Below are 24,761 nucleotides of genomic sequence, written 5' to 3' on the forward strand. Positions count from 1 at the left end.
GTCAGGCGACCTCCTCCACCGTCAGGTCCGGCCAGCGCATGGCGGTGGCGCCCCAGGTGAGGCCGGCGCCGAACGCGGCGAGCAGGACGCGGTCGCCCGCCTGGAGGCTGCCGTCGCGAACACCGTCGGCGAGGGCGAGGGGGATCGACGCGGCGCTGGTGTTGCCGGTGCGGTCGATGTTCACCACGAGGCTGTCGGCGGGCAGGCCCAGTTGTTTGGCGACCGTGTTGAGGATGCGGATGTTGGCCTGGTGGCCGACGAACCGGTCGACGTCGCCGACCGTCCAGCCGAGTTCGCCCAGCACCACGCGCGACGACTCGGCCATCCGCGCCGTGGCGTGGCGGAACACGGCGGGGCCCTCCATGCGCAGGTACTCCTCGCCCGGCTCGCGGGCGGCCTTCTGCCGCGAGCCGCCCGCGGGGACGACGAGCAGGTCCGTGCCGTCACCGTCGCTGTGCAGGTCGAACGGGCCGAGCGCGCCGGGTTCGTCCTGGTCGCCCGCGCGCAGCACGACCGCGCCGGCGCCGTCGCCGAAGATCGGCACGGTGCCGCGGTCGGCGGGATCGATGAGAGTGGTGAACGCGTCCGAGCCGACGACGAGCACCTCCTGGGCGATACGTCCGGCGATGAGGCCGGCGGCCGTCGCGAGGGCGTAGAGGAACCCGCTGCACACCGCGCCGACGTCGAACGCCGCCACATCACGCTGACCCAGCCTGGTCGCCACCTGGGGCGCGCTGGCCGGACAGGGCTGGTCGGGCGTGGCCGTGGCGAGCACGACGGCGTCGACGTGCTCGGTGCCCGCCGACCGCAACGCCCGCGCGCCCGCCTCGACCGCCATGTCCACTGTGGACACGCCGTCGTCGACGACGCGGCGCTCGGCGATACCCGTGCGCGAGCGGATCCACGCATCGGTGGTGTCGAGGCGGGTCGTCAGCTCGACGTTGTCGACCACGCGCGGTGGCAGCCAGCCGCCCAGGCCGGCCAGTACCGCGGTCGAACGTGTGGCCACTTGCGGTCCCCCCAGTGAAGGCACTCATCGGTAGCGGAGACGTCGCGAAACGTCCCCGACGCACCTATGTATGGCCTACTTTTCGGTAGAGGCACGCGTTGTGACCCATGTCTCCCGCACGGACCTGTGGCATCCGCCGAACGGAGGTCACGCACGGGCCCAACGCGGCCAGGCCGGGTGCTGGGTGCCGACACTCGTCCACGTCGGCGGACAGCAGCGTACGGCGTCGACGCGGACCCTCAGCCCCGGAACCGTCGTAACGGGCCGGCAGGCGCCTCAGCACCCTCAGCCCTGCGGCAACTTCGGCTCGACAATCGCAGCCACTTCGTCGGCGATCTCGCAACTCTTTTCGGTGCCCTCGGTGGCTACCGTCGTGATGTCGACCCGCGACGACTCCGATACACCTATGACGATTGTGCAAACACCCGCACCAGGAATCCGGGCGAACTCTCTCCCGCCGGACTCGCCTCGATCGATACCCTGGCCGTTGTCCTGGGCATCATCGATGCCTTCCTCGTCACGGACGCCGACCGTGATCACCCTGTTTGGGTCAGTCGTGGGACTGTCGGTGTCCTTCTCAAAATTGCAGCCGCGGTCCGTACCAACATCTTCGCGAACCCCGGCAGGGAACGTGCCGTACTTGCTCAGTTCTTGTGCGCTCAGGAGCGAGCAAGGATCGACGTCGGCCAATGGGTCACCTGATGCATTAGTACTCGCCGGCGATGAGGCGTCGGGGGAGGGCGTTGCAGCCGACTGCGAGGCAATCGGCTGCCCGCCTTCACTCGAAGAGCACGCGCTGACCAAGACAGCAAATGCGCCGAGAGTTACCGCCGCAAATGCCCGTGTTCCCACCAATGTTCCAGCGCCTCCCGACTGAGCTGCCTACGCATCGCGCATCTTAGCGGTTTCCTCTGCCTCGGCGTACTGCCCAGAAGCGCGGTACAGAGCCTCGTTCAGTGCAATCAGCGTGGACTTGAGAGCACGTAGCTGCGGAATGACGCCCTGCGGCCCGTCAGCCGAAGACAGCACATGCTGTGCGACCTGCTGGGCGTACGGGCTACTGCCAAGTTTGGGCGTCTGTGATAGCCGTGCAAATGTCGCTTGCTTCGACTCGATCTCGCTGATCATCTCGTCGCAGACCTTCGTCATCTGCTTGACGCCTTCGGGGTCCGTACGGAAGCCGCCCGACTTGGCGGCGTTCACCATCTGCTCAGCGCCGGTCTTCATGTTCTCGACGCCGGCCAGGAAGCCGCCCACCTGGGCACCGAGCCCTGCGCCGATCTGCGCACCGCCCGTTCCGCTGTCTTGGCCTCCGCCAACCGGGTTATCGCCGAAAGCGCCGGTCATGTCCGTTCCCCTCGTCCGTTCGTCGCGTGTGCAGCTGGCCGTTATTCGCCGATGACGGGTGGTGCGGTGCGTTCGTCGGTGCCGAACAGGCTGTCGGGGTCGGCCTCGACGAGCCAGGAGGGGCGCTGGTGCTCTTCTTCCTCGCCGCCCTGCTGGCCCTTGCCCGCTCCGGCGCCGCCCATCATTCCCGAGCCGCCCCTCGTGCCCGATCCGCCGGCCGCCGCGGCCGCGCCCGGCGCGGCACCCGCGCCCCCGGTCATGCCCTTCGCAGCCCCCGACGCGGCACCGGCGCCCGCGGCACCACCCGCGGCGCCCGCGGCGCCCTTGGCGGCACCGGCGGCCGAACCACCACCGGTCGGGCCGAACCCGGCCGACGCGGCCCGACCACCGAGCTTGCTGTTGTACGGCGTCGAACCACCCGCCTGGCCACCGCCACTCATCGGACCGACCGGCGCCGGACCCATACCACCGAAGCCCGGACCGCCACCCGTGGTCGGCACCCGCGGCCCCACCGGCCCGTTGCCCTGCGGCCCGGTGCCCGGCAGCTGACCGGCACCCGTCGACGGGCCACGACCGGCCACCGGCGTCGGCGTCGGCACCGCACCCGGACTGTTGCCCGACGGCCCGTTGTACCCGCCACCACCGGTCGGGCCACCCCCGGTCACCGACGCACCACCCGTCGGCCCACCACCGGAATAGCCGGACACGCTCGTCGCATCCCCACCCGAAATGTCGACGACATTCGACGTGCCGAAGTCGGACGTGCCGCCCTGACCGGCACCACCGAACTCCGGCGGCGGGGAGAACGCGGGCTGCTTCGAGGCAGCTTCGTAGAGGTTCCGGTCGTAGTCGGTCATCACCTGAGCGGCCTGCTGGTGGGCGGCGTCGGCCTTCTCCCGCGTCTCCATGGCCTTGTTGAACGCGCCGATCGGGTCCAGCGGGTTGTCCTTGACGGCGGAACCGAAATCCTTGAGGAGCCCGTCGGTCTGGACCGGCTCGGGCATGGTGTTCTTTGCCGTCTCGGACGCGCTCGACTGCGCATACACGGCTTCGGAGGCCAACTGCGCCTGCTGCGAGTTGGTGCTCGACCAGCTGCCCAGGCTGCGGACGTAGCCACGAGCTGCCTCGGCCGATTCGCCTTCCCAGTGGTGTTGGGACTGCTGGACGGCCTCGTTGAACTTGCCGTCGAAGTCTTCGAACAGCCTGACCAGCTGCGACCAGGCATCCGACAGCTGGGTGGTCTGGCCGGAGTCGAGGTCCTGGTGCACGTACTGGTAGATCGTCTGGTGGTCGACACCCGGGTAGTTCTGGTCCGACCCCTGCAGACCTTCCAGGACCTCCGCGTCCTGGGCGAGCTTCTGAATCTGTTGCTCGTTCATGCCCGCGGCGCGTGCGTCCGCGACGAGCTGACTTACCGGCAGGCCGAACGGCACGTTGCCGTACTGGGCCTCAGCCTCGGCCCGATACATCGCTTCACGCTGCTGCGGCGGCAAGTCCGCACCATCGCCGCCGAGCATGGTGCCTACCGGGCCGACGGTGCTGCCGTCGCCGTTGCCGGGCTGCGACATAGCTACTTCCCCACCTCGTCAGGTCGCCACGAGACACGTACGTTATGTGACGGTACTGGGACGCTCGGACCGTGTCAGCGGTTCCCACGAAATCACCCGACCTCGGTTGGCCACTCCCGTGACCGGCGGGGACAGCTACTGCCGCTGCTCGCGCGCCTCGGCCAGGTCGGACAACTGCACGAGCTGTCTCTGCAGGTCACGTAGCCACCCTTCCTGCGTGGCGTCTCGAGCCTCGAGAGTGTCACGACGCTCCGCGACCTGACCGGCGAGTCGGGACAGTGCACGGGGCAGATCGACCTCGCCTGGGCGGTCGCGCACGTGGGGATGGTCACCGAACCCTGCGGAGATGTAGCCCAAGGCTCGCAACTCCGACAGTGCAGCGCGCACGGTGGGAAGGGTGCAGTCGTACTCGGCGCACAACGCCCGTTGGCTCGGCAGGCACCCGCTCGGTGGCCACTCACCGGCTTCCAATCGGGTGCGTAGATCCTCCACGATCCGATCGACCGGTCCGCCCCGGTTCGTGCGGGGTGCACCGGGATCGGCACGGCAGCCCGGACTCGTCGCGTCGACCGCGACCTCAGCAGGGTCCCGGATCAAGGAGAACTCGACGCCAGCGCCGAGCGCGTCCGCATAACGCAGCAGCGTGGACAGGCGCACATCGTCGGACCGTTCACGCAGGTAAACCCCGTGGGCCACGCAGCCCAGCCGTTCGGACACCTGCGCCTGAGTGCGGCCCTGTGCGGTTCGGATCTCCACCAACGCGGCCTGCACCTGCGACAACTGCGTGGAATCGTCCGGCAAGGTCTCGATCTCCGGCGACAGCACACCGTCAGGTGCCCTGACGGTGGCACGAACGCGCACGCCGATCGCGTCGGCATAGCGCAGCAGCGTGGCGAACTTCGGGTCCTGAACGTGCCGTTCGAAACGGTCCACCGCCCGATGCGTGGCGAAGCCCATCAACTTGGCCACTGCCAACCGCGGCAGGCCGCGCTCCTCCCGTATCGCCACGAGAGCGTTCACCAACTCTGCAACCTGGGCCGGGCGCACCTCGTCGTCGGTTCCCATGAGCCGAAGGGTAGCCCCGCAGTCGGCACGAACCCGGTCAGCTGCCCCGCCGAACGGAGGTCACGAACGGGACCAACGCGGCCAGGCCGGGTGTCGGGGTGGTCAGCCTTCGTCGGTGGGATTGCGCGGCGGGCGCGTGGCCTGGTCGCCGGGCGGGAGGCCGAACAGCGAGATCGCACCGATCATGCCCGCGTACAGGCTCTCCACCGGGCATCGCGCCACGTTGCCGATCTTCGTCCACGCCGGGTCGTCACCCTCGGGCGCGCCGGGCGGCGGGGGCGGCGTCGGCTCCGACACCGGCGTCGTCTCCTCCACGGCGAGGTCGCCGGTCAGCGGCAGGTCCCGCGACGAACCGCCGACCGACAGCGTGTAACCGCCCGCGCCGCGGACCCACCGGTCGGCATCGACGTCCCACTGCGCCAGTGACCGCTCGTCCAACTCGAACCGCACCCGCTCGCTCTCGCCCGGTTCCAGCTCGACCCGCCGGAAACCCTCGAGACGCTTCGGCGGCTCACTCGCCGACTCCGGATGGCTCACGTACAGCTGCGCGACCTCCGAGCCCGCACGCTCGCCGGTGTTGGTCACGGTCGCCGCCACGGTGGTGCCCGCCCCGCCGTCGCCGTCGACCTGCAGCTCCGAGTAATCGAACGTCGTGTAGGACAGGCCGTGGCCGAACGGGAAGAGCGGCTCGATGCCCTCTCGGTCGTACCACCGGTAACCGACGGCCAGCCCCTCGTCGTACGAGCCGCCGGGGAATCGGTCCGCGTCGGCCGCAGGCAGATCCGCCTGCGACACCGGGTACGTCGCGGGCAGCCGGCCGCCCGGATCCGAGTCGCCGTACAGCACCGACGCGAGCGCATCGCCGTACTCCTGGCCCGGGTACCACGCGGCGAGCACCCCGGCGACGTCGTCGAGCCACGGCATCTCGACCGGACCCGCGGTGTTCAGCACGACGATCGTGTTCGGGTTGGCTGCCGCCGCCTCACTGATCATCTCGTTGTCCTTGTCGGACAGTCGGATGTCCCTGTTGTCCTTCGATTCCGTGGACCACTTCCGCGCGACGACCACGGCAACATCGGCGGCCTCGGCAGCCTCGCCGGCCTGCGAACCGTCGTCGAAGGTCACGTCGGCGCCCGCCCGCCGCGCCCGCTCGGCGATGCCGTCATGGGGCGTGACGATCTCCGGCGCGATTACGTGCGGGCTGCCGCCACCGGAACCGATGACCCGCTCGCCCGCCGCGTCACCGATCACCGCGACCGACCCGGTGTCGTCGCCCAGCGGCAGCAGTGCGTCGTCGTTCTTCAGCAGCGTCATGCCCTTCTCGGCGACCTCACGCGCCACGGCGGCATGCTCGGGGCCGGTCACGACGTCGTCCGGCGAACCGTCGTCCTCGCGTTCGAACAGTCCGAACCGGAACATCGGCCGCAGGATCCGCGAGACCATGTCGTCGAGCTTCGCAGTCGTCACGGCTCCGCTGTTGATGCCGCGGCGCAACCGGGGCCCGTAGTGGCAGCCGCCGGGCATCTGCAGATCCATCCCCGCGTTCGCCGCGGCATGACTGGCCTGGGTGGCGAACCAGTCGGACGTCACGAACCCGTCGAAGCCGAACTGTCCTTTGAGGACCTGACTCAGCAGGTAGGTGTTGTTGCAGGCGTGCACGCCGTTGAGCCGGTTGTAGCCGCACATCACCGACGCCGTACCCGCGTCGACGACGTCCTGAACCGGCGAGAGGTACACCTCCTGCAGCGTTCGCTCGTCCACAACGGAGTCGTTGGCCGGGAGGTTGCGCAGCGTCTCCTGGTTGTAGGCGGCGATATGCTTCGACTGCGCCAGCGCGCCCTCACCCTGAATGCCCTCGACCTGCGCCGCGGCGAGTTCGCCGGTCAGATGCGGATCCTCGCCGAGCGTTTCGAACGACCGGCCCGCGCGCGGGTCGCGCAGCAGATCGACCGTCGGCCCGAGCACGACGTCGGCACCCTTGCCCCGGGACTCGCGGGCGATCGTCGCGCCGTAGCGATTCGCGAGGTCGGCGTCCCACGACGCGGCGAGCGCCATCGGCGACGGCAACTGCGTGACACCGGTGTGCCCGTTGCCGACCCCTGCGGGGCCGTCGGACAGCCCGAGCTGAGGAATGCACAGCCGCGGGTTCTCGGAGATCGTGCCGGCGTACGTGGGACCGACGAACTGGAACGGCACCGCCGAGCCGTGCACGAGGTCGAGCTTCTCGTCGAGCGTCATCCTCGACACGAGCTGGTCGATGCGCTGCTCGACCGGCGCGTCGGAGCCGACCCACGGGCATCGGGTCTCCACGGCCGGATCCGCGGCGGGGCCGCTGACCTCAGCGGCGTGTGCCACCGACCCGGTGACGAGCGTGGTCACCGCGATCAGCGACACGAGTGCGGAGGCCGGCCAGGCCCGGCGGCCACGACGCTGGAGACGCAAGACGCTGCCTTCCGTTCGACATACGAACGCGAAGCAGTTTCACATACAGGGGCGCGCGGGGCCAGAGTCGATCATGGCCGCCGCACCGAGAACCCACGCTCGGACCAGCGCCATCACCCACGGTCACCGGCATCAGCGCAGCACGGCCGCGCACCGCAGTGCGCCGAAGTCGTAGCGGGACGACCTACCAGCCTGCCCCGTACCCGCCGTAGCCATGTCCGCCGTACGCACCGTCCCGGTACTGGTTGACGTCGTGAGCGCCACTGCCGTAGGTGCCCTCGTCGTGCGCAGCGTCGACGCGGGGTTCGTAGGCCCGGTTCGTCTCCTCGTAGGCCCGGTGGCCGCCGTGGCCGCCTTGGCCGTCGTAGCGGTGGCCGCCGTGGCCATGGGCGCCCGCGTCGGCGCCGGGCAACCCGCCGCCGTGCCTCCAGCGCTCACCCACGGCGCGCGGCGACATGTCGCGATCACCGCGGTGGACCCGCGCATCACGGGAGGGGGCGTTCCCGCCACCGGAGTCCTCGGCCACGTCCGAGCCGGACTGGGCGGGCTCGTCGGCGCCGTGCTCGCTGCCGTACTGCTCCCGTTGAGCTTGCCGCTTCGGGGTGTGCTGCACCGGCCCGTGCCCGTGCATCGCATCCGCGACAGTGTTCAGGATCGCCTCGAAGCCGCGCACTCCCCCGCCGTCGTCGCGTCCCTCACGGCCGCGTGCGTCGGTGTGGCGTGCCGGGAAGTCGTAGTGGCGGGTGGCGTGGTTCTCGATGCCGCGGCGAAGCTCCTCACCGAACCGCTGCACCCGCCGTTCCACTGACGACCGGTCCCGCGCCGAGGGGTCCTGCCGCACCGTCCACGCCCCCTCGACCGGCGCTCCGGCCTTCCGTGGTCCTGCATCCCGCGCCGCTGTCCAGGCATCCTGCGCCGCCGCAACCTCGGAATCTGTGACGTTCGGACCTGCGGCCGCGGGGTCCGCCCGTGCCACTACGGGGACCGGAGCCTCCAAGCCACGAGCGAGCCCGTCATCCGCCGGGACGATCGCCGTGTCGTCGGAAACCCGCACCTCGTCGGAGTGCGCACCGGCGTCGGGCGAGACGGGCCCGGCCGGGACATCGGTCGCCTTGCGGCGCTGCGGAGCGTCGCCCGGCTTCTCGTCGGTGCCCGCGCCGGGAACGTCTCCGCCCTGCTCGTCCGATCCGGTGCCGTCCGGAACCTGCGGCGCCGCTTCCGTCGCCTCGTCCCCGGCGACCAATCTCGACCCGGCGCCGTCACCGTCCAGTCCGGACACGCCTGTGACGGCGGCGAGCACCATGACGACGAACGCCACGAAGCCGGCCGCGCCGGAGCGGTTCATGCCCGGGGTCGGCGGGGCCGCAGGGCCGTGCCCCGAGGCACAGATGATCCCGGTGCGGTCGAGCAGCGCATCCTCGTGCGGCGTGGGACGCGGGGCCGTCGGCGCCATCAGCCCTCCAGGAACGTGTCGGTCGAGCAATCACCGGGTACACACATCACCGCGGCGAGACGGCTTGCGGAGTGCCCCATTAACGCGCCGACTGGCCTCGATGTCACGGCAACGTCCCGAGTTCGCAACCAGAAGGGCTCGATGTGGTGAACCCTCGCATACGGGCGGTCACCAAATGCCCCAATCGGGGGAAGTGGGGAAGTTTTCGTCGTGTTGGCGCATCAGAGTGTGCCTCATGGGGAGTCTCACCCACGACAGCCGCCGAGGGGCGGCACCGGAGAGACGGGAGTGTGCAGTGCAAAGCGACGCCGTACACCAGAGCCAGTTCGTGTATCTCAACGGCTGCAGCACGCCGGTACTCGCTCGACTGATGTACCGCGCGGACGACCCGTTCACCGTGTCGCTCGCGTTCCGCGTTGATGCGCGCGATTGGGTGGAGTGGGACTTCTCCCGTGAGCTGCTGCTCGCAGGACTGACCGAACCCGCGGGAATCGGCGACATCCGCCTGCGTCCGGACCTGGCGACCCACGAGGAGTACCTCGTGCTCGAACTCGAATCGCCCGACGGCTACGCCGGGGTCGAGCTCGAGATCGCGGACGTGCGCCGCTTCGCCGACGCGACCACGGCGATCGTGCCGCCCGGCACGGAGGCCGAGCGGCTGGACCTGGACCGGCTGATCGACGAGCTCACGACCGCACGCCCCTGAGATCCGTCGGGCGTGCGGTCAGCCGCACGCGTCCTTGGAGCTCAGCACCCGATTCAACGACGCGTTGATGCGCTCGGCCGACAGCTCGCCGCTGTTCGCGGCCTGCTCGAGCCGGTCCAGCACGGGCCCCACGTCGCCGCCCGAGGACCACAGTGCCTTGTCGGCACCCGCCTTCAGGGCGAGCAGCACGGCGTCGGGCAGCGAATGCCGGTCGGTGATCGCCTTCATCGCGCCGAGGTCGTCGGTGACGACAGGGCCGTCGAAGTTGTAGTCCTGGCGCAGCAGACGGTACGCCGCGGGCGAGATCGAGGCGGGCTGCCCGTCGGTCAGCTGTGGCACCGTGAGGTGGCCGACCATGACGCCGACGTCGCCGTACTCGCCGACCCTCTCGAACGGTTTCAGATCGTGCTTACGCAGCTCGGGCAACGGCGGCGTGGTCACGTCGCCCACGTGGGAGTCACCGCTCGCGTTGCCGTGGCCGGGGAAGTGTTTGATCACCGGTTGGATGCCGGCCTCCTGCAGGCCGTCGCCGAACGCCTTCGCGTACCGGCGAGCCGTCGCGGGGTCTGTGCTGAACGAACGGTCGCCGATCGCCTCGCTCGCCGGTTCGTCGGTGAGGTCGAGATCGGGCGCGTAGTCGACCGTCACGCCACGCTTGGCCATCTCCTTGCCGCGTTCGAGGGCCAGCTGTCGTACTTCCTGTGGTGTCATCGACGCTGCCATCTCGCGGGCACTCGGCATGTCACCGACGAGCTCGTCGAGCCGCTGGACCCGGCCGCCCTCGTCGTCGATCGCGATCGACACCGGCACGTCCGCGGCGTCCTGCACCGACTTCAGCGCACCGCCGGTGAACAGGTCCGTGGCGTTGCCGCCGATGAACAGGCCGCCGACCTGGTGATCACGCACCAACTGGGTCGTCGCCTGCGCGCCGGATTCGACGCCGACCACGACGAGCTGCGCGACCTTCTCGCGGGTCGACATGTCGGCAACCGCGGGACAGCTGGGCGCGGAATCGGGTTTCGCCGCGGACGACGATGCCGGTGCCGACGGCTTCGCAGACGGCGTCTCCGACGCCGCCGAACCGGGACTCGGTGCACTCTGGGTCGTCGGAGCCTCGGACGAACCGCATCCGGCGACGAGCAGCCCTGTCATGGCCGCGAACAACAAACGCTTCCTCATCGTGTCTCCACAGTACGGCTCGACCCGCCCACGCGCGTCGAGGTGGCGACGCGCGTGCTGGCCATCCGGATGCCCCGCCTGCACGATCGTGACGCGTGGGCGGGCCGGTGACTTCGCCTGTTCGTTCGGGCCGTGACACGGGCGATAATCCCTCGTCCCGACCGTCCGGCGCTCCGACTCAGCGCGCGGGTCGGTGAGCCTACTCCGAGGCCGGACGAGACCTGGGAGGCGGAACCCGGCCGTGTTACGAGTGTCGAATTCTCACCGCTCCGAGGGACCACTACAGCCGGCACCGCCCGCGCACCGGATCGGGAATGTCGGTAATGCCGCCTAGCCTGTTCGCTGCCGTCCATACGCTCGACCACCAGAGAACTCGGACGACAGCCGCGGGCGTGTGCGGCGGCGAGCCGTTCGGCGTCGCGCTTGCGGACGTGGCGGGACAGCACGGTCCCGTCCCGGACGACCAGCCAGGTCAGCGAGTCCGGTGACAGCCGGAACCGGACCGCGAACGCCGTGTACCGCGCGGGTTCGTCGGCGTTGCTGCGGCCTCCTGCGTGGCCTGCGGGACGTTCGACGGTCATGTCCGGTTCCCCCTGTCGGTGTCCGTGGCGATCTTCGGCGCACGTACTCCCGGGCCCGTGCGCACACCGCCGCTTCGGCTGATCCTGCTCGGCCCATCCTGTGGCCGAACGGCCGTGGCCCGGGTCGATCGCGGTGCCGTGCCGAGCTTGCCTCACATGTTCCGATTGTGCAACCCTGTTGCTCAGTTGCAAGTTCAGGGTGGTCATCCGCCCTGCCACCTGCCAAGCTGTGCTGCGCCGATCCGCCGAAGGAGGTCACATGTCAGGTCGCATGGACCTGCGTCGACTGCACGACGCGCTCGATGCGCAGCGTCGCGCGCGGGATCTGTCGTGGCGCCAGCTCGCCGAGGAAGCCGGGGTGAGCCCGTCACTGCTCAGCCGTATGGGCAACGGCCAACGCCCAGACCTCGACGGGTTCATCGCGCTCGTGCAGTGGCTCGGCACCCCCGCGGAAGAATTCATGAGCCGTCCCGACGAGGACCACGCCGACGGCTCCGCGGACGGCGGCCCGACCCCGGAACTCGAGACCCAGCTCGCCATGCTGTTGCGGGCCCGTGACGACCTGCCGGAGGCCGACAAGGAGTATCTGCTCGAGATCGTCGGCGCGACGATGCGCCGCATCAAGCACCACACCGGCACGGGCGCGGCCGGCTCCGGCGGCACGCGTTCGGAAGGGTGACGGCCGTGTCGCAGCCACTCCGACGGGGTTTCAAGGCACACGCCGGACGGCTCGCACTGTCCGTCAGGAACGAGCTGGGGCTGGCCGTGTGCGACCCGCTCGACCCGTACTCCCTTGCCGAGCTGTACGGCATTCCGGTCCTCGATCTCGGAGATCCGGCGATGCCCCGAGACGCGGTCCGGCACTTCACCGGTCCCGCGGCGGACTCGTTCTCGGGCGCGCTCGTCGCGGTCGGCAGTGTGCGCGTGATCGTGGAGAACCATGTGCACGACACCCGCCGCAGGCGCGCGACCGTCGCCCACGAGATGGCGCACGTGCTACTCGAACACGACTTCGACCTACTGGTGACCAAAGCGGGCCTGTGCGGTACGACGGCCACGTCCGTGGAACGCGAGGCCGACGAACTCGCGGGCGAACTGTTGTTGCCGCGAGACGCGGCGCGCACCGCGGCACTGCGCGGGTGGACCGACGCCGCCGTGGCACACCGGTACGGGGTGAGTAGACGGCTGGCACGCTGGCGACTGAACGCCACGGGCGCGCGCACGATCGCCTGCCGCCACCGTGCGAAACGCCCCCGGTTCGCACCCGCCCGGGCCGCCGACGGCGGCGTCGCCGAGCCGGGCAGCGTCGGAGAGCCGGGCAGCGTCAGATAGCCCGGCAGCGTCGGAGAGCCGGGCGGCGTCGAAGCTCCCCGAAATGTCGGCACCAGCTGAGAGCATCGGCGTCATGGCTACCGAACGCCCGGCCGACGGGCACGTATCCGTGGAACGACAGCGGCCGCCGACGACCGCGGACGAAGCGACGACCCTCGCGGCGTGGCTCGACTTCTACCGCGACACCCTCGCGCTCAAGTGCGAAGGACTCGACGAGCCGCAGTTGCGCACCGCCTCGGCGCCGCCGTCGGAACTCACTCTGCTCGGGCTGGTTCAGCATCTGACCGAAGTGGAGCGTGCGTGGTTCCGCCGCACGCTCGCCGGCGAGGACGTCCCGTCGGTGTATCCGTCGACGGGTGGTGAACACGATGAGGGATTCGACCTGCTGGACGATGTGTCCGCCGAGCAGGCGATGACGGCGTGGCGCGAAGAGATCGCCGTGGCCAAACGCAACTGTGCGGGCCGCGTGCTGGACTCCACGGCACCGTTCCACGGCATGGAGGTCAGTCTGCGCTGGATCTACACCCACATGATCGCCGAGTACGCCCGCCACGCCGGTCACGCCGACCTGCTCCGCGAGCGCATCGACGGCGGCACCGGCGTGTGAGCACGATCCGCGCGGCGAACGGCACGGCGCGCACGGCTCAGAGGTCCGACATGTCGAGCACGAAGCGGTAGCGGACGTCTCCACGCTCGAGGCGATCCAGCGCCTCGTTGACCTTCGCCGAAGGTAGTACCTCGACGTCCGCGGTGATGCCGTGTTCGCCGCAGAAGTCGAGAAGTTCGGCAGTGGCACGTCTGCCGCCGCTGCCCGCCGAACTGAGACTCTTGCGGCCGATCAGGAGGTCCGTGGTGTTCACGGTGGCCGGGCCGAGATAACCGACCTGAGTGAGGGTGCCGTCCAGGGCGACCAGACGCAGGTACGGCGACAGGTCGTGGGCTACGGCGACCGTGTCGATGACGACGTCGAAACGTTCGCGCGCCGCGGCCAGCTGAGCCTCGTCGGTCGAGACGATGAGTTCGCGTGCACCGAGACGCCGAACATCGTCGCGTTTGGACGCTGACCGGCTGACGACCGCCACCTCCGCACCGAGCGCGACCGCGAGCTTCACGGCCAGGTGACCGAGCCCGCCGAGCCCCACCACGGCGACCCGCCGACCCGGGCCGACCTCGAGAGCACGCAGCGGTTCCCACACCGTGATCCCGGCGCACAGCAACGGTGCGGCACCGGCGGGGTCGAGCGCGGGCGGCAATACGTAGGCGAACCGGTCCCGCACGACGTACTCGCGAGCGAAGCCCCCCAAGGTGGGTGTGCCGTCGATCCGATCGGTACCGCCATAGGTGAGCGTCGGGAAGTCGTGGCAGAAGTTCTCCTGCCCTTTCCGGCACATCGCGCAGGTCCCGCACGAGTCGACGATGTTGCCGACCGCGACGCGGTCCCCGACACGGAACCGCGTGACACCGCTGCCGACCGCCGTGACCGCACCGGTGAACTCGTGGCCGGGGACGACGGTGGCACCGTCCGTGCGGTCACGCACCGAGTGCAGGTCGGTGTGGCAGACCCCGCAGTGGTCGACCCGGACGCCGAGGTCGTCAGGCCGCAGAGAACGCCGCTCGATGAGTGCGGGTTCGAGCTCACCCGAGTTCGCCGTTCGCCATGCCGTGGTGCTGCGCACGACACACCTCCATAAACAGACTGTTCGGTTTGTTCTCACGCTAGAGCGCGCGGCACGGAATGGCAAACCGACTAGTCTGTTGTTAGGGTCGCCGCATGGCCGACACGCCCCTGACCCCACGCGGTGCCGCGACCAAGGAACGCATCATCGAGGCCGCCACGGCAGAGTTCGCCGCCTACGGAGTCGCCGGGGCACGTGTCGACCGCATCGTGACGAACGCGCGCACCAACAAGGCCCAGCTCTACGGCTACTTCGGCAGCAAGGAGGGCCTGTTCGACGCGATCTTCTTCGGCTCACTCGAACGCATCCTGAACGTCGTGCCGATCGACGCGACCGACCTCGCCGACTGGGCGGTACGACTGTACGACGAGTACCTCCGCAGGCCCGATCTCATCCGGCTGGCGACATGGGCACGGCTCGAACGGCAGCCCGCCGGACATCTCGTCGAGGACGCCGACCGCCTCGACGGCGGCAAACTCCGCGCCATCACCCACGCGCAGGCACGCGGACTCGTACGACAGGGCGATCCGTTCGACCTGATGGCCATGGTCATCGCGATGTCGATGGCCTGGTCACCGGTCAGCAACGTGTACGCGGCGACTGCCGACGAGCCACCCGAGATCCACGAGCGCAGGCGATCGCTACTGCGCGACAGCGTCCACCGCGCCGTCTCACCGGAGTGACCTCACCGCGCGGACACCGCTTCCCGGCGACGGCACTGCCCGAGTGACCGCCGTCCGGACTCGGATCGTTCCGCCCGGTCCGCCGCCTGAAGCCGGTGCATCGCTCGCCGGCACGTGACACACACCCGAGAGGGAAACGGCGACTCGACGTCACGGCACCGGCCGAACAACACGAACGCCGGGCCGGAATGCCCGACCCGGCGTTCGCCGTACGACTGCGGAAGCGGGGGGATTTGAACCCCCGGTGGGTCGCCCCACGCTCGATTTCAAGTCGAGTGCATTCGGCCGCTCTGCCACGCTTCCCCTGCGCTCAGGGTAGCGTGCCGCGATCAGCAACCGGCCCGGCGGGCGGGACGCACTGCCCCACCGCAGGCCCGCCGCCGAGCCCTACTCGTCGAGGTCCTCCAGGTGGCTCAGCACGCGGGTGAACGCGGATCCCAGTGCCGCCTGTTCGTGATCGGTGAGCAGGTCGACCATGTGCGCGCGGACGCCCGCGACGTGGGTCGGCGCGGCCGCGCGCAGCACGGCGACACCGTTGTCGGTGAGCTCGGCCGTCACGCCACGCTTGTCCTCCGGGTCCTTGCCGCGGCGGATGTACCCGGCACTTTCCATCCGGCCGATCTGGTGCGACAGCCGGCTCTTCGTCGACCCGAGGAGCGCGGCGAGCTCACTCATGCGCATGCTTCCCGTCGACGTGGCCGACAGAGCCGCCAGCACCTCGTAGTCGATCAACGAGACGTCGTGGGCCTCCACCAGTTCCCGATGCAGCCGCTGCCGCAGGCGCAACGTCGAGACCATGTACGGCCGCCACGCGGTCATCTCCGTTTCGGTGAGCCACCGCGTGTCGCCAGGGTCAGCAGCGTCAACAGCCATGCCCGGAGACTAGAACCTTCCGGCTCGTCCGGCTTGTGCACCTCCGCCGACGGGAGCACGCTGGGGGGTACGGAGGGAGCCGGCAGGGCCGAACGCCTCCGCCCACCGGGCAGCTCGCCGGCTCCGCCCCGGGAAGGGTCAGGTGGTGCCATGGCAAGAAGATCAAGGCATAGCCGGCGGCCCACGGCGCCGAACCCGGTGCGACACCGGGCACAGGGCCCGCCCGCGCCGGAGACCGCGTTCCCCGCGACCGGGGCAGCGACAGCGGCCCGGTCGCGCGGCAGCGGGGCGCATGCACCTCGGTCGCCGGTGATTCGCCCATCGCAACCTCGGTAAGAGCCTGGGCGCGGCCGCGCGCCGCGCCCAGGCCCGACCAACGGCCTGCGGGGCGAAGCAGACAGTCAGAATCCTCCGTGAGATGCAGCAGTGCCCGTCCCCCGCCGAGGCGGGGAACGGGCACTGTCTCACTGCCGTCGTCCTACTCGCTCGGGGTCAGGACGTGACCTCGTGCGCGCGGTCGCTGGCTTGCGCGGCGACCTTCTTGTTCGCCGACCGCTGCTTGGCCACCTCGGCCTTGTTCTTCTTCTCGGCCGGGGCGATGTGGTTGACGTCCTCGGTGCTCAGCGCGTACTGCGCGGTCACCTCGGCCATCGCGTCGGCGTTGACGTCCAGGGCGTCGTAGTCGACGTTGCCCAGGTTGTCGCACGGCGTGTGGTAGCAGGGGTCGAACGCCTCACCGGCGGTTCCGCCCCACTTGGCGGCCTGGTCCTCGGTCTTGATGCCCTCGGCGCCGGTGAACAGACCACCGGCCGGGATGCCGTAGGCGATGAACTCGCCGTAGTCGGAGCGGCCGTCGAAGTCACGGTCCTCGGTCTCGATGCCGCGGGAGGCGAGCGAGTCCTCGAACGCCTTCTCGATCTGCGCCGAGCCGTACGGTCCGGGGCCCGCACCCTCACCGGCGGAGTCGTCGCCGTCGAGGGTGAAGTAACCGGCGTTCGGCGAGCCGATCATGTCGAAGTTCAGGTACATCGCGACGTCGAGCTGCTGGTCCTGGCTCAGCGAGTTGACGTAGTGCGTCGAGCCGACCAGGCCGAACTCCTCGGCGCTCCACCAGGCGAACCGGACCTTGTTGTTGACGTCCGGGGAGCCGCCGAGCTGCAGCGCGGTCTCGAGCAGCGCGGCCGAACCGGTGCCGTTGTCGTTGATGCCCGCACCGTCGGTGACGCCGTCGAGGTGAGCACCGGCCATCACGACGTTGTCGTCGCGGCCGGTGGTCGTCTCGGCGATGAGGTTGTAGGTGGTCCGCTCCTCCTGCAGTTGCCGCAGCTCGAGCGTGATGTCCTGTCCGTCGGCGTCGATCAGCGTCTGGGCGTCCTCCTGGCTGATGCCGCCGGTCGGGATCTCGGCGCTGTCGGCGTCGCCCAGCGTGCCGTTGAGCGGACCGGGCTCGTTGTTGTAGACGATCGCTGCGGCGGCGCCCGCCTCGGCGGCGGCGGCCTGCTTGTCGGCGAACGAGCAGCTACCGCGCTGCACGAGGGCGATCTGGCCGGTGACGTCACCGAAATCGGACGCCTCGCAACCCGGGGTGTCGTCCGGTTCGATGGCCGCGACCGGAGCGGTCAGGCCGCCCTCCTCGGTGTTCTTGCTGTACTCCATGACGACGACGGGCACGTCCTCGCCACCGACCGTGAGCTTCTCGGCGAGCGTCTCGGTGTAGGTGAACGGGAACTGCTGGCGCGTGATGTCGTAACCGGCGTCCTCGAGACGCTGCGCCATGTACTCGGCGGACGTCTCGTGTCCCGGCGAACCGGCGACCCGGTTGCCGTCGTGAACGTCGGCGATGCGCTGCATCGCGATCAGGTGGCGCTGCATCGCACCGAGCTCGACCTTGTCCGGCAGCTCGTCGGGCAGTGACTTCGGCGCGGCCTGGGCCGCGGCGGTGCCGGTGAGCACCAGGCCCGCACACGCCGCAATGGCGGTGACGGACCGCAACTTCCCTCTACTGAATGACATCTGAGCCCCTTCTGACTTTGCGGCGTCACTTTTGTGCGAGTTCTCCGAATCGTCAAGGTCCGTTCGTAGGAAAAACACGTGGTCACAAGGGAATGACAGTCACCGGAGCCGCCCGGCGAGGTTCGGACCGGTGCCACCGGCCGTGGTTCCGTGCCACCGGGCCACGTTCTGTCGAGTGACATACAGTCGCGGTATGCGCGCGATCATGCTCCGAGAACCCGGACCTCCCGAGAACCTCGAGCTGACCGAGGTGCCCGACCCCGAACCCGCACCCGGCGAGGTGCTTGTCGACGTCGCGGCCACGGCCGTGAACCGCGCCGATGTGATGCAGCGGCAGGGGAACTACCCGCCGCCGCCCGGGGCCAGCGAGATCCTCGGCCTGGAGTGCTCGGGCACCATCTCCGCACTCGGTGAGGGCGTCACGGGCTGGCAGGTCGGCGACGAGGTGTGCGCACTGCTGGCCGGCGGCGGCTACGCCGAGAAGGTCGCCGTGCCCGCGAGCCAGTTGCTGCCCCTGCCGAACGAGGTGGAGCTGCACTCGGCCGCCGGGCTGCCCGAGGTGGGCTGCACCGTGTGGTCCAACCTCGTCATGCACGCGGGACTGTCCGAAGGGGACGTTCTACTCGTACACGGTGGAGCAGGCGGCATCGGCACCCACGCCATCCAGGTGGCGAAAGCGCTCGGCGCGACGGTCGCCGTCACCGCCGGTTCGGACGACCGCCTCGACCGGTGCAGGCAACTCGGCGCGGACATCACCATCAACTACCGCGAGCAGGATTTCGTCGAGGAGATGAAGGCGGCGACCGGGGGCGCCGACGTCGTGTTCGACAACATCGGCGCGAAGTACCTCGATCGCAACATCGACGTGCTGCGCGACAGCGGCCACCTGGTGATCATCGGAATGCAGGGGGGCGTGAAGGGTGAGCTGAACATCGGCAAGCTGCTGCGCAAACGCGGCACCGTGTCGGCGACGGCCCTGCGGTCGCGGTCGCTCGAGAGCAAGGCGGCGATCGTGGCCGACGTGCGCGCGCATCTGTGGCCGCTGCTGGATCAGGGCACGGTGCTGCCCGTCATCGACCAGGTGCTGCCGCTCGGCAGTGCCGCGCAGGCCCACCGCGCACTCGACGAGGGCGGCGTGTTCGGCAAGATCGTCCTGACCGCGAAGTGACCGCGGCGCGGTCCCCGGCTCAGGGCAGTTCGGCGAGCACGCGCGCCAGCTGGCCGATCTCGAAGCCGTTCGAGTAGTGAGCCAGGCCGATGCGCACGGCCCCGCCGACCTCGCCGATGCCCAGTGCCTCGAACAGGCCGCAGCTGCCCGGGTCCGCGAACGCGCAGAGCCCCTGGCGGGCCAGGTAGTCGGCGACGTCGGAGGCCTTGCGCCCGTCGACGTAGAACGCCAGCGCGGGGATCCGCCGCATCGGGTCGCCGAGCACGGTGACGTCCGGCAGCGAGCGCAGCTCGGCGGCGAGCCGGTCGAGCAGGCTCTCCTGGTAGGCCTTCGCCGAACCGAGCGAGGTGAGCAGCCGCTCACGGCGCGTGCCGGTGGCGGAGTCGTCGAGACCCGCGAGGTAGTCCACCGACGCGATGAGTCCGGCGAGCAGCGGATACGGGTGGGGGCCCAGTTCGAGCCGTTCCGGGCCGTTCGCCTCCGGTGACAGCGCCGCGGGCGGCAGCTGCGCCAGCAGGTCGGGGTCGCGGAACACGAGTGCCCCGATCGCCGGTCCGCCCCAGGACTGCGCGGACAGCACGACGACGTCGGCGCCGAGTATCGACATATCGAGCGGGACGAACGGCGCGGCGTACGTCGCGTCGACGACCATCAGCGCGCCCGCCTGCTGAGCTGCCGACGTGATCGGCGCCAGGTCGGGACGGGTACCGACGGCCCCGGAGGCCGCGGTCACGGCGACGGCCTTGGTGCGATCACCCATCAGGTCGGCGTACTGCCATTCCGGCAGCTCGCAGTTCTCGATGTCGATCTCACCCCAGCGGACCTTGCCGCCGACGCGGTTCATCGCGCGCAGCCACGGCGCGATGTTGGCCTCCTCGTCAAGCCGCGAGACCACGACCTCGTCGCCGATCGTCCACCGCATGGACAGCGTGTCCGCGAGGCGCGCGATCAGCACGGAGGCACTGGGCCCGAGGACAACGCCGTCGGGCTCGCCTCCCACGAGGTCCGCCACGGCACGCCGTGCCGCGGCGACGATGCTTTCCGCCCGCTGTGAGGCCGGGAACGCTCCGCCCGGACCGGAGACCGGAGCCCGCATCGCCGTCGAGACGGCCGACGCGACCTGTTCAGGGACGAGCATTCCGGTTCCACCGTCGAAGTGAATCCAGCCGTCACCCAGAGCGGGGAACAACCCACGGATCCGAGCGACGTCAAACGCCATGCGACAACGGTACGGAGGCGAGTTTTCGCCGCGCAGCCGGGGTATGGAGTCCGGATCGACCGTCACCATCGACGATGGTCGAATTGCCCGGATGCCCTTCCTCGGCCGAGCATCCCCTACTCCGACCGGCGCACCCGCCGCGCACGGACGTGTTGAGTACCCTCGATACCTGCCACACCCTCCCGGAACGAGCCAGGATGGAGCTATGACGGAGCCGAACACCCCGTACGCCACGCCCTCGGAGGACCAGCACGTCATGGTGGTCGGACCCGACGGGTCCCCTGTCGGCGCCGCGCGGATCAACCCCGAGGCCGCCGACGGTGAGGCCGAGCACACGGGCGAGTCCGTCGGTGACATGGTCGAAGAGCCCGCGAAGGTCATGCGTATCGGCACGATGATCAAGCAGCTCCTCGAAGAGGTGAAGGCCGCGCCGCTGGACGAGGCGAGCAGGCAGCGGCTGCGTGAGATCCACCAGACCTCCATGAAGGAACTCGAGGAGGCGCTCGCGCCGGACCTGCGGACAGAGCTGGAACGCCTCGTCGAGCCGTTCACCGAGGACCGCACACCGTCCGACGCCGAGCTGCGGATCGCGCAGGCCCAGCTCGTCGGCTGGCTCGAGGGGCTGTTCCACGGCATCCAGACGGCTCTGTTCGCCCAGCAGATGGCCGCCCGTGCCCAGCTCGAGCAGATGCGCCGCGGCCTGCCGCAGGGCTCCGCCGAAGGCGCCCCGACCGGCATCGGCAACCCGGGTCAGTACCTGTAGTCACCGGCGCCGGCCCGGCACCCCCTCACACAGCCCGGGGCGTCGGGCATCGGTGTCGTCAGCGCTGGAGTGCATCAGCGCGGGAGACCGCCAGTGCTGCGGCCGTCAGCCCTGCGGTCGTCAGTCTTTGAGGCTGTTCAGCCAGCGGTTGATCGTCACGGAGTAGTCGTTGCCGTACTGCTGTTCGCCGCGGGCGACGGCCGCGCGGACCTTCACCTCGACCTGCTGCTCAAACTCCGGCTTGACGAACACGAACTGCCAGCTGCCACTGCGCGCCTGGAACGGCCCGACCTGCGAATACCCCGCCACGGCGATGGGCACGTCGAGTCCGTGCACCTTGTCGGGAATGTTCTGGCCGGGCGACGGTACGACGATCACCGCGGGGTCGTGGGTGCGCACGACGGAGTCGGGCCGCGCCCCGTCGGCGATGAGCCCGTTGTTGCGGCCGCTGTAATCGACGGCGTTCCAGCCGCTGTAGTAGGGGATCACACCCGGGTCGGCGACCGCGACGGTGCGCGCGCCCGCGGGCACGTCGGCATCGGCGAGCCCCCTGCCGATGGCGGCGTGGGTACGTTCGAGGTCGATGCCGGTGTTCGCCACGGCCGGGAGTCCCGGCGACGCGACGCCCGCGACGGCCACCCAGCCGACCACGACGACGCCGACGCCCGCCTGCACGAACCGCACACCGGCCATCGCCGCCACGGCCACACCCGCCCCCAGGCACAGCACGGGGAACACCGCGAAGGCGTAGCGGTGCAGCGCATCGGCCTCCGGCGGGCCGAACAGCACGAGCGGCAACCCTGCGGCGAGCACTGTCACACAGAAGAACGCGCCGACCCGCCGCAGTTCGGGCCACGTCAGCAGCGCGACCGTGAGCAGCAGCAACGGCGCGAGAACGACGACCGTCGACCAGAGCCACTCCCCGTCGAATCCGAGCGGGCCGATCGCGTCGCTCCACGGCTTCGGCACGAGGTGGCTGTACTGCACGACCGTCCACACGATGCAGCCCACGCCGAGCACCGCGGCGGTCGTCAGCCCCGCGCGCGCCTGCCCGGAGAATCGCCGTGACCGGAACCAGACGACGAACCCGGGCAGCACCGCGATCAGCGCCTCGGGCCGCAACGTCGCGGCGAGGATCAGCAGCAGCGGTGGTTCGAGGTCGACGACGTGGCGCTCCTCGACGACCCGCATGCCCAGCACGGCCATGCGCAGCACGACGAGCGCGACCAGGCCCGTCTCGAGTCCGCCCGCGAGGTGGAAGTAGGTCGGGAGGAACAGCACGTAGGCGCAGCCGGCCACGACGGCCGCGGCGCCGTCGACCGCGCGCATCAGCAGCACGAGCGTCGCCACACCGGCCGCGACGCCGGTCACCTGCGCGACGAGCACCGGGTCGGCGCCGAACAGCGAGAAGAGCGACTGCCACAACGTCCACAGGAGGCTGGTGAACCCTTCGACCGGGTTGTGGTCCCCGACGTTGTAGACGAGACCGTGCCCTTCGGCGAGGTTCTGGGCATAGCGGGCGTCCACGAATGCCGCGTCGGTGACGTACGACCACGCCATCCAGGTGCCGAACGCGAACACCACCAGCAGGCCCGCCGCGGTCACGGCCAATCGACTCACGGCCGCAAACTACCAGCGCGCCCACCGGCCTCCGACCCCTCCCACCACACCCGCAACGGGCAGCAGGTCAGCGTCTTGACCTGGCATTTCGTACCTGTTTACACCCACATGGGCGATCTGCTGACCACAGAAGGCGACGCGCGCGTTCGCACTTTCGGCGCGGCAGTACCCTCATATCTCGTGCATGCCACAAGCACCTCGACGGCCACTGATTCCCGCGACGGCGGATCAGGCGACAGCCCAGGGACGAAGTCACCGATGAACGCCGACACGACCGACACCGCACCCGTTCCCGGCAGCCGGTCCTTCAAGCGCGCCTTCGACGACATCCGCTCGGGCCTGCGGCAGACGGAACTGTGGGGCCACCTCGGGTGGCAGGACATCAAGCAGCGATACCGCCGTTCGGTGATCGGCCCGTTCTGGCTGACGATCACCCAGGGTGTCATCGCGCTCGGCCTCGGCCTGCTGTACTCGCAGCTGTTCGGCCTGCCGATCGAGACGTTCCTGCCCTACATCGTCACCGGCTTCATCGTCTGGGGCTTCATCAGCGGCTGCATCACCGAGGGCATGCAGACCTTCATCTCCAACGAGGGTCTGATCAAGCAGATGCCCGCGCCACTGACGATCTACGCGCTGCGGACGGTGTGGCGGCAGACGTTGATGGCTGCGCACAACGTGATCGTCTACGTGATCATCGTGGCGATCTTCTTCCCCGCGCTGTCGCAGCAGTACGGCATCCAGGACGACGCGTGCACCACGGGTAACGGCCTGTGCCACCCCGGTATCGACTGGTCGATCCTGTCGGCCGCGCCCGGTTTCGCGATCCTGGCGCTGAACGCCGGCTGGGTCACGCTGATGCTCGGCGTCATCTCGACGCGCTACCGCGACATTCCGCAGCTCATCAACTCGCTGATCCAGCTGCTGTTCTACCTGACGCCGATCGTGTGGCCGATCGACCAGCTGTACGCCGGTAACGGCCGCGATGGCGTGTCCTGGGCGCTGCCCATCATCGAACTGAACCCGCTCTATCATTTCGTACAGATCGTGCGTGCACCGCTGATCGGCCAGCACATCGACGGCAAGAGCTGGCTCGTCGCCATCGGCATCACGATCGTCGGATGGGCACTCGCGCTCGTGGTGATGCGCAACTACCGTGCCCGTGTCTCGTATTGGGTGTGACACCAGATGGTCAGCATTGACGTCCGCAACGCCTACGTGGACTTCCCGATCTTCGACGCCAAGACGCGGTCGATGAAGAAGCGGGTCCTCGGCAAGGTCGGCGGCAAGATCGGTTCGGACTCGAAGGTCCCCATCATCGAAGCGCTGCAGGACGTGAACCTGCAGCTCTCCGACGGCGACCGGCTCGCCCTCGTCGGCCACAACGGCGCGGGCAAGTCCACGCTGCTGCGGCTGCTGTCGGGCATCTACGAGCCCACCCGCGGGTCGGCGAAGGTCACGGGCAAGGTCGCGCCGGTGTTCGACCTCGGCGTCGGCATGGACCCGGAGACCTCCGGTTTCGAGAACATCATCGTCCGCGGCCTGTTCCTCGGGAAGAGCCGCAAGGAGATGGAGAAGCGCATCGACGACATCGCCGAGTTCACCGAGCTCGGCGACTACCTCGCGATGCCGCTGCGCACCTACTCCACGGGTATGCGCGTGCGCCTCGCGCTGGGCGTGGTCACCTCGATCGACCCCGAGATCCTCATCCTCGACGAGGGCCTCGGCGCGGTCGACGCGTCCTTCATGAACAAGGCCCGCGACCGGCTCAAGGACCTCGTCAAGCGCTCGGGAATCCTGGTGTTCGCCAGCCACTCCGACGAGCTGCTGCTCGAGCTGTGCGACCAGGCCATGTGGATGGACGAGGGCCGGGTGCGCCAGCACGGCCGCCTACGCGAGGTCCTCACCGGCTACAAGGGCCGGGACCCGTTCCAGAACGTCAGCCGCGAGGTACTGGAACGCCTCGGCCAGGCCAACCCCGACGACCTCGCCAAGCCCTCCGACGGCACGGCGAACGGGCAGGCCACCGACACGTCCGCCGCCACGGCTCCGGCGAACGGCGGCTGA

22 protein-coding genes and 1 tRNA gene are annotated in these 24,761 nt (G+C 69.7%); 9 read left to right on the forward strand and 14 right to left on the reverse strand.

What is annotated here, in order from left to right:
- Position 1 precedes the first annotated feature (1 nt).
- From FHS23_RS02135 to FHS23_RS02165, 7 genes are all read right to left on the reverse strand, one after another.
- A complete protein-coding gene (locus tag FHS23_RS02135; RefSeq protein ID WP_183646870.1) occupies positions 2-1,009 on the reverse strand; it encodes a beta-ketoacyl-ACP synthase 3 in 1,008 nt (335 codons plus the stop codon).
- A 285-nt stretch (positions 1,010-1,294) separates the two neighbouring features.
- Positions 1,295-1,861, reverse strand: a complete 567-nt coding sequence (locus tag FHS23_RS02140; protein ID WP_183646873.1) for a DUF3558 family protein — start codon at positions 1,859-1,861, stop codon at positions 1,295-1,297.
- A 30-nt stretch (positions 1,862-1,891) separates the two neighbouring features.
- Positions 1,892-2,356: a hypothetical protein gene (locus tag FHS23_RS02145; protein WP_183646903.1), complete on the reverse strand. Its 465-nt coding sequence runs from the start codon at positions 2,354-2,356 to the stop codon at positions 1,892-1,894.
- A gap of 41 nt (positions 2,357-2,397) precedes the next feature.
- The gene (locus tag FHS23_RS02150) at positions 2,398-3,924 is read right to left on the reverse strand and encodes a PPE domain-containing protein (RefSeq protein WP_183646916.1); all 1,527 of its coding nucleotides are present in this window, start codon (positions 3,922-3,924) and stop codon (positions 2,398-2,400) included.
- A gap of 135 nt (positions 3,925-4,059) precedes the next feature.
- A complete protein-coding gene (locus FHS23_RS02155) occupies positions 4,060-4,989 on the reverse strand; it encodes a GntR family transcriptional regulator (RefSeq protein ID WP_183646920.1) in 930 nt (309 codons plus the stop codon).
- Between the two features lie 102 nt (positions 4,990-5,091).
- Positions 5,092-7,383: a beta-glucosidase family protein gene (locus FHS23_RS02160; protein ID WP_343053585.1), complete on the reverse strand. Its 2,292-nt coding sequence runs from the start codon at positions 7,381-7,383 to the stop codon at positions 5,092-5,094.
- Positions 7,384-7,615: 232 nt separating this feature from the next.
- Entirely contained in the window at positions 7,616-8,884 is a 1,269-nt protein-coding gene (locus FHS23_RS02165; protein ID WP_183646925.1) for a hypothetical protein, read from the reverse strand.
- Between the two features lie 295 nt (positions 8,885-9,179).
- Here FHS23_RS02165 and FHS23_RS02170 point away from each other — a divergent pair, with 295 nt between their 5' ends.
- Positions 9,180-9,590, forward strand: a complete 411-nt coding sequence (locus FHS23_RS02170; RefSeq protein ID WP_183646928.1) for an SsgA family sporulation/cell division regulator — start codon at positions 9,180-9,182, stop codon at positions 9,588-9,590.
- A gap of 18 nt (positions 9,591-9,608) precedes the next feature.
- On the opposite strand, the gene FHS23_RS02175 is transcribed toward FHS23_RS02170, so the two are convergent.
- Positions 9,609-10,769: a glycoside hydrolase family 3 N-terminal domain-containing protein gene (locus FHS23_RS02175; RefSeq protein ID WP_183646931.1), complete on the reverse strand. Its 1,161-nt coding sequence runs from the start codon at positions 10,767-10,769 to the stop codon at positions 9,609-9,611.
- 840 nt (positions 10,770-11,609) lie between these two features.
- On the opposite strand from FHS23_RS02175, the gene FHS23_RS02180 reads away from it, so the two are divergent.
- The 3 genes from FHS23_RS02180 (at position 11,610) to FHS23_RS02190 (ending at position 13,289) form a co-directional block, all read left to right on the forward strand.
- Positions 11,610-12,029, forward strand: coding sequence for a helix-turn-helix domain-containing protein (locus tag FHS23_RS02180; RefSeq protein WP_183646934.1), 420 nt, complete (start codon positions 11,610-11,612; stop codon positions 12,027-12,029).
- 5 nt (positions 12,030-12,034) lie between these two features.
- Entirely contained in the window at positions 12,035-12,682 is a 648-nt protein-coding gene (locus tag FHS23_RS02185; protein WP_183646937.1) for an ImmA/IrrE family metallo-endopeptidase, read from the forward strand.
- A gap of 73 nt (positions 12,683-12,755) precedes the next feature.
- Positions 12,756-13,289 (forward strand): DinB family protein, encoded by a 534-nt coding sequence (locus FHS23_RS02190; protein WP_221218929.1) that lies wholly within the window; start codon positions 12,756-12,758, stop codon positions 13,287-13,289.
- A gap of 37 nt (positions 13,290-13,326) precedes the next feature.
- On the opposite strand, the gene FHS23_RS02195 is transcribed toward FHS23_RS02190, so the two are convergent.
- On the reverse strand, positions 13,327-14,358 hold the full coding sequence (locus tag FHS23_RS02195; protein WP_183646943.1) for an alcohol dehydrogenase catalytic domain-containing protein: 1,032 nt from the start codon (positions 14,356-14,358) through the stop codon (positions 13,327-13,329).
- 95 nt (positions 14,359-14,453) lie between these two features.
- Here FHS23_RS02195 and FHS23_RS02200 point away from each other — a divergent pair, with 95 nt between their 5' ends.
- Positions 14,454-15,041 carry a TetR/AcrR family transcriptional regulator gene (locus FHS23_RS02200; RefSeq protein ID WP_183646946.1) on the forward strand — a complete coding sequence of 196 codons (588 nt, stop codon included), beginning with the start codon at positions 14,454-14,456 and terminating at the stop codon, positions 15,039-15,041.
- A gap of 218 nt (positions 15,042-15,259) precedes the next feature.
- On the opposite strand, the gene FHS23_RS02205 is transcribed toward FHS23_RS02200, so the two are convergent.
- The 3 genes from FHS23_RS02205 to FHS23_RS02215 all read right to left on the reverse strand — a co-directional run bounded on the left by FHS23_RS02205 (position 15,260) and on the right by FHS23_RS02215 (position 17,927).
- Positions 15,260-15,344: transfer RNA gene (locus tag FHS23_RS02205), tRNA-Ser, on the reverse strand.
- Positions 15,345-15,428: 84 nt separating this feature from the next.
- Complete coding sequence (locus FHS23_RS02210; RefSeq protein ID WP_183646949.1) at positions 15,429-15,914, reverse strand: MarR family winged helix-turn-helix transcriptional regulator; 486 nt, start codon at positions 15,912-15,914, stop codon at positions 15,429-15,431.
- Positions 15,915-16,406: 492 nt separating this feature from the next.
- On the reverse strand, positions 16,407-17,927 hold the full coding sequence (locus FHS23_RS02215) for a M28 family metallopeptidase (RefSeq protein WP_183646952.1): 1,521 nt from the start codon (positions 17,925-17,927) through the stop codon (positions 16,407-16,409).
- Positions 17,928-18,120: 193 nt separating this feature from the next.
- Between FHS23_RS02215 and FHS23_RS02220 the strand changes: the two genes are divergently transcribed.
- The gene (locus FHS23_RS02220) at positions 18,121-19,095 is read left to right on the forward strand and encodes an NAD(P)H-quinone oxidoreductase (protein ID WP_183646955.1); all 975 of its coding nucleotides are present in this window, start codon (positions 18,121-18,123) and stop codon (positions 19,093-19,095) included.
- 19 nt (positions 19,096-19,114) lie between these two features.
- Here FHS23_RS02220 and FHS23_RS02225 read toward each other — a convergent pair whose 3' ends face one another.
- On the reverse strand, positions 19,115-20,314 hold the full coding sequence (locus FHS23_RS02225; RefSeq protein ID WP_183646959.1) for a cysteine desulfurase-like protein: 1,200 nt from the start codon (positions 20,312-20,314) through the stop codon (positions 19,115-19,117).
- Between the two features lie 205 nt (positions 20,315-20,519).
- Between FHS23_RS02225 and FHS23_RS02230 the strand changes: the two genes are divergently transcribed.
- Entirely contained in the window at positions 20,520-21,077 is a 558-nt protein-coding gene (locus tag FHS23_RS02230; protein ID WP_183646962.1) for a bacterial proteasome activator family protein, read from the forward strand.
- A gap of 120 nt (positions 21,078-21,197) precedes the next feature.
- Here FHS23_RS02230 and FHS23_RS02235 read toward each other — a convergent pair whose 3' ends face one another.
- Positions 21,198-22,697, reverse strand: coding sequence for a hypothetical protein (locus FHS23_RS02235; RefSeq protein ID WP_183646965.1), 1,500 nt, complete (start codon positions 22,695-22,697; stop codon positions 21,198-21,200).
- A gap of 180 nt (positions 22,698-22,877) precedes the next feature.
- On the opposite strand from FHS23_RS02235, the gene wzm reads away from it, so the two are divergent.
- Together wzm and wzt are read left to right on the forward strand one after the other, a co-directional pair.
- Complete coding sequence (gene wzm / locus FHS23_RS02240) at positions 22,878-23,876, forward strand: galactan export ABC transporter permease subunit Wzm/RfbD (RefSeq protein WP_425501068.1); 999 nt, start codon at positions 22,878-22,880, stop codon at positions 23,874-23,876.
- Between the two features lie 6 nt (positions 23,877-23,882).
- Complete coding sequence (wzt, locus tag FHS23_RS02245; RefSeq protein WP_183646971.1) at positions 23,883-24,761, forward strand: galactan export ABC transporter ATP-binding subunit Wzt/RfbE; 879 nt, start codon at positions 23,883-23,885, stop codon at positions 24,759-24,761.

This window comes from Prauserella isguenensis, from assembly GCF_014191605.1.
Classification (GTDB): Bacteria; Actinomycetota; Actinomycetes; order Mycobacteriales; family Pseudonocardiaceae; genus Prauserella; species Prauserella isguenensis.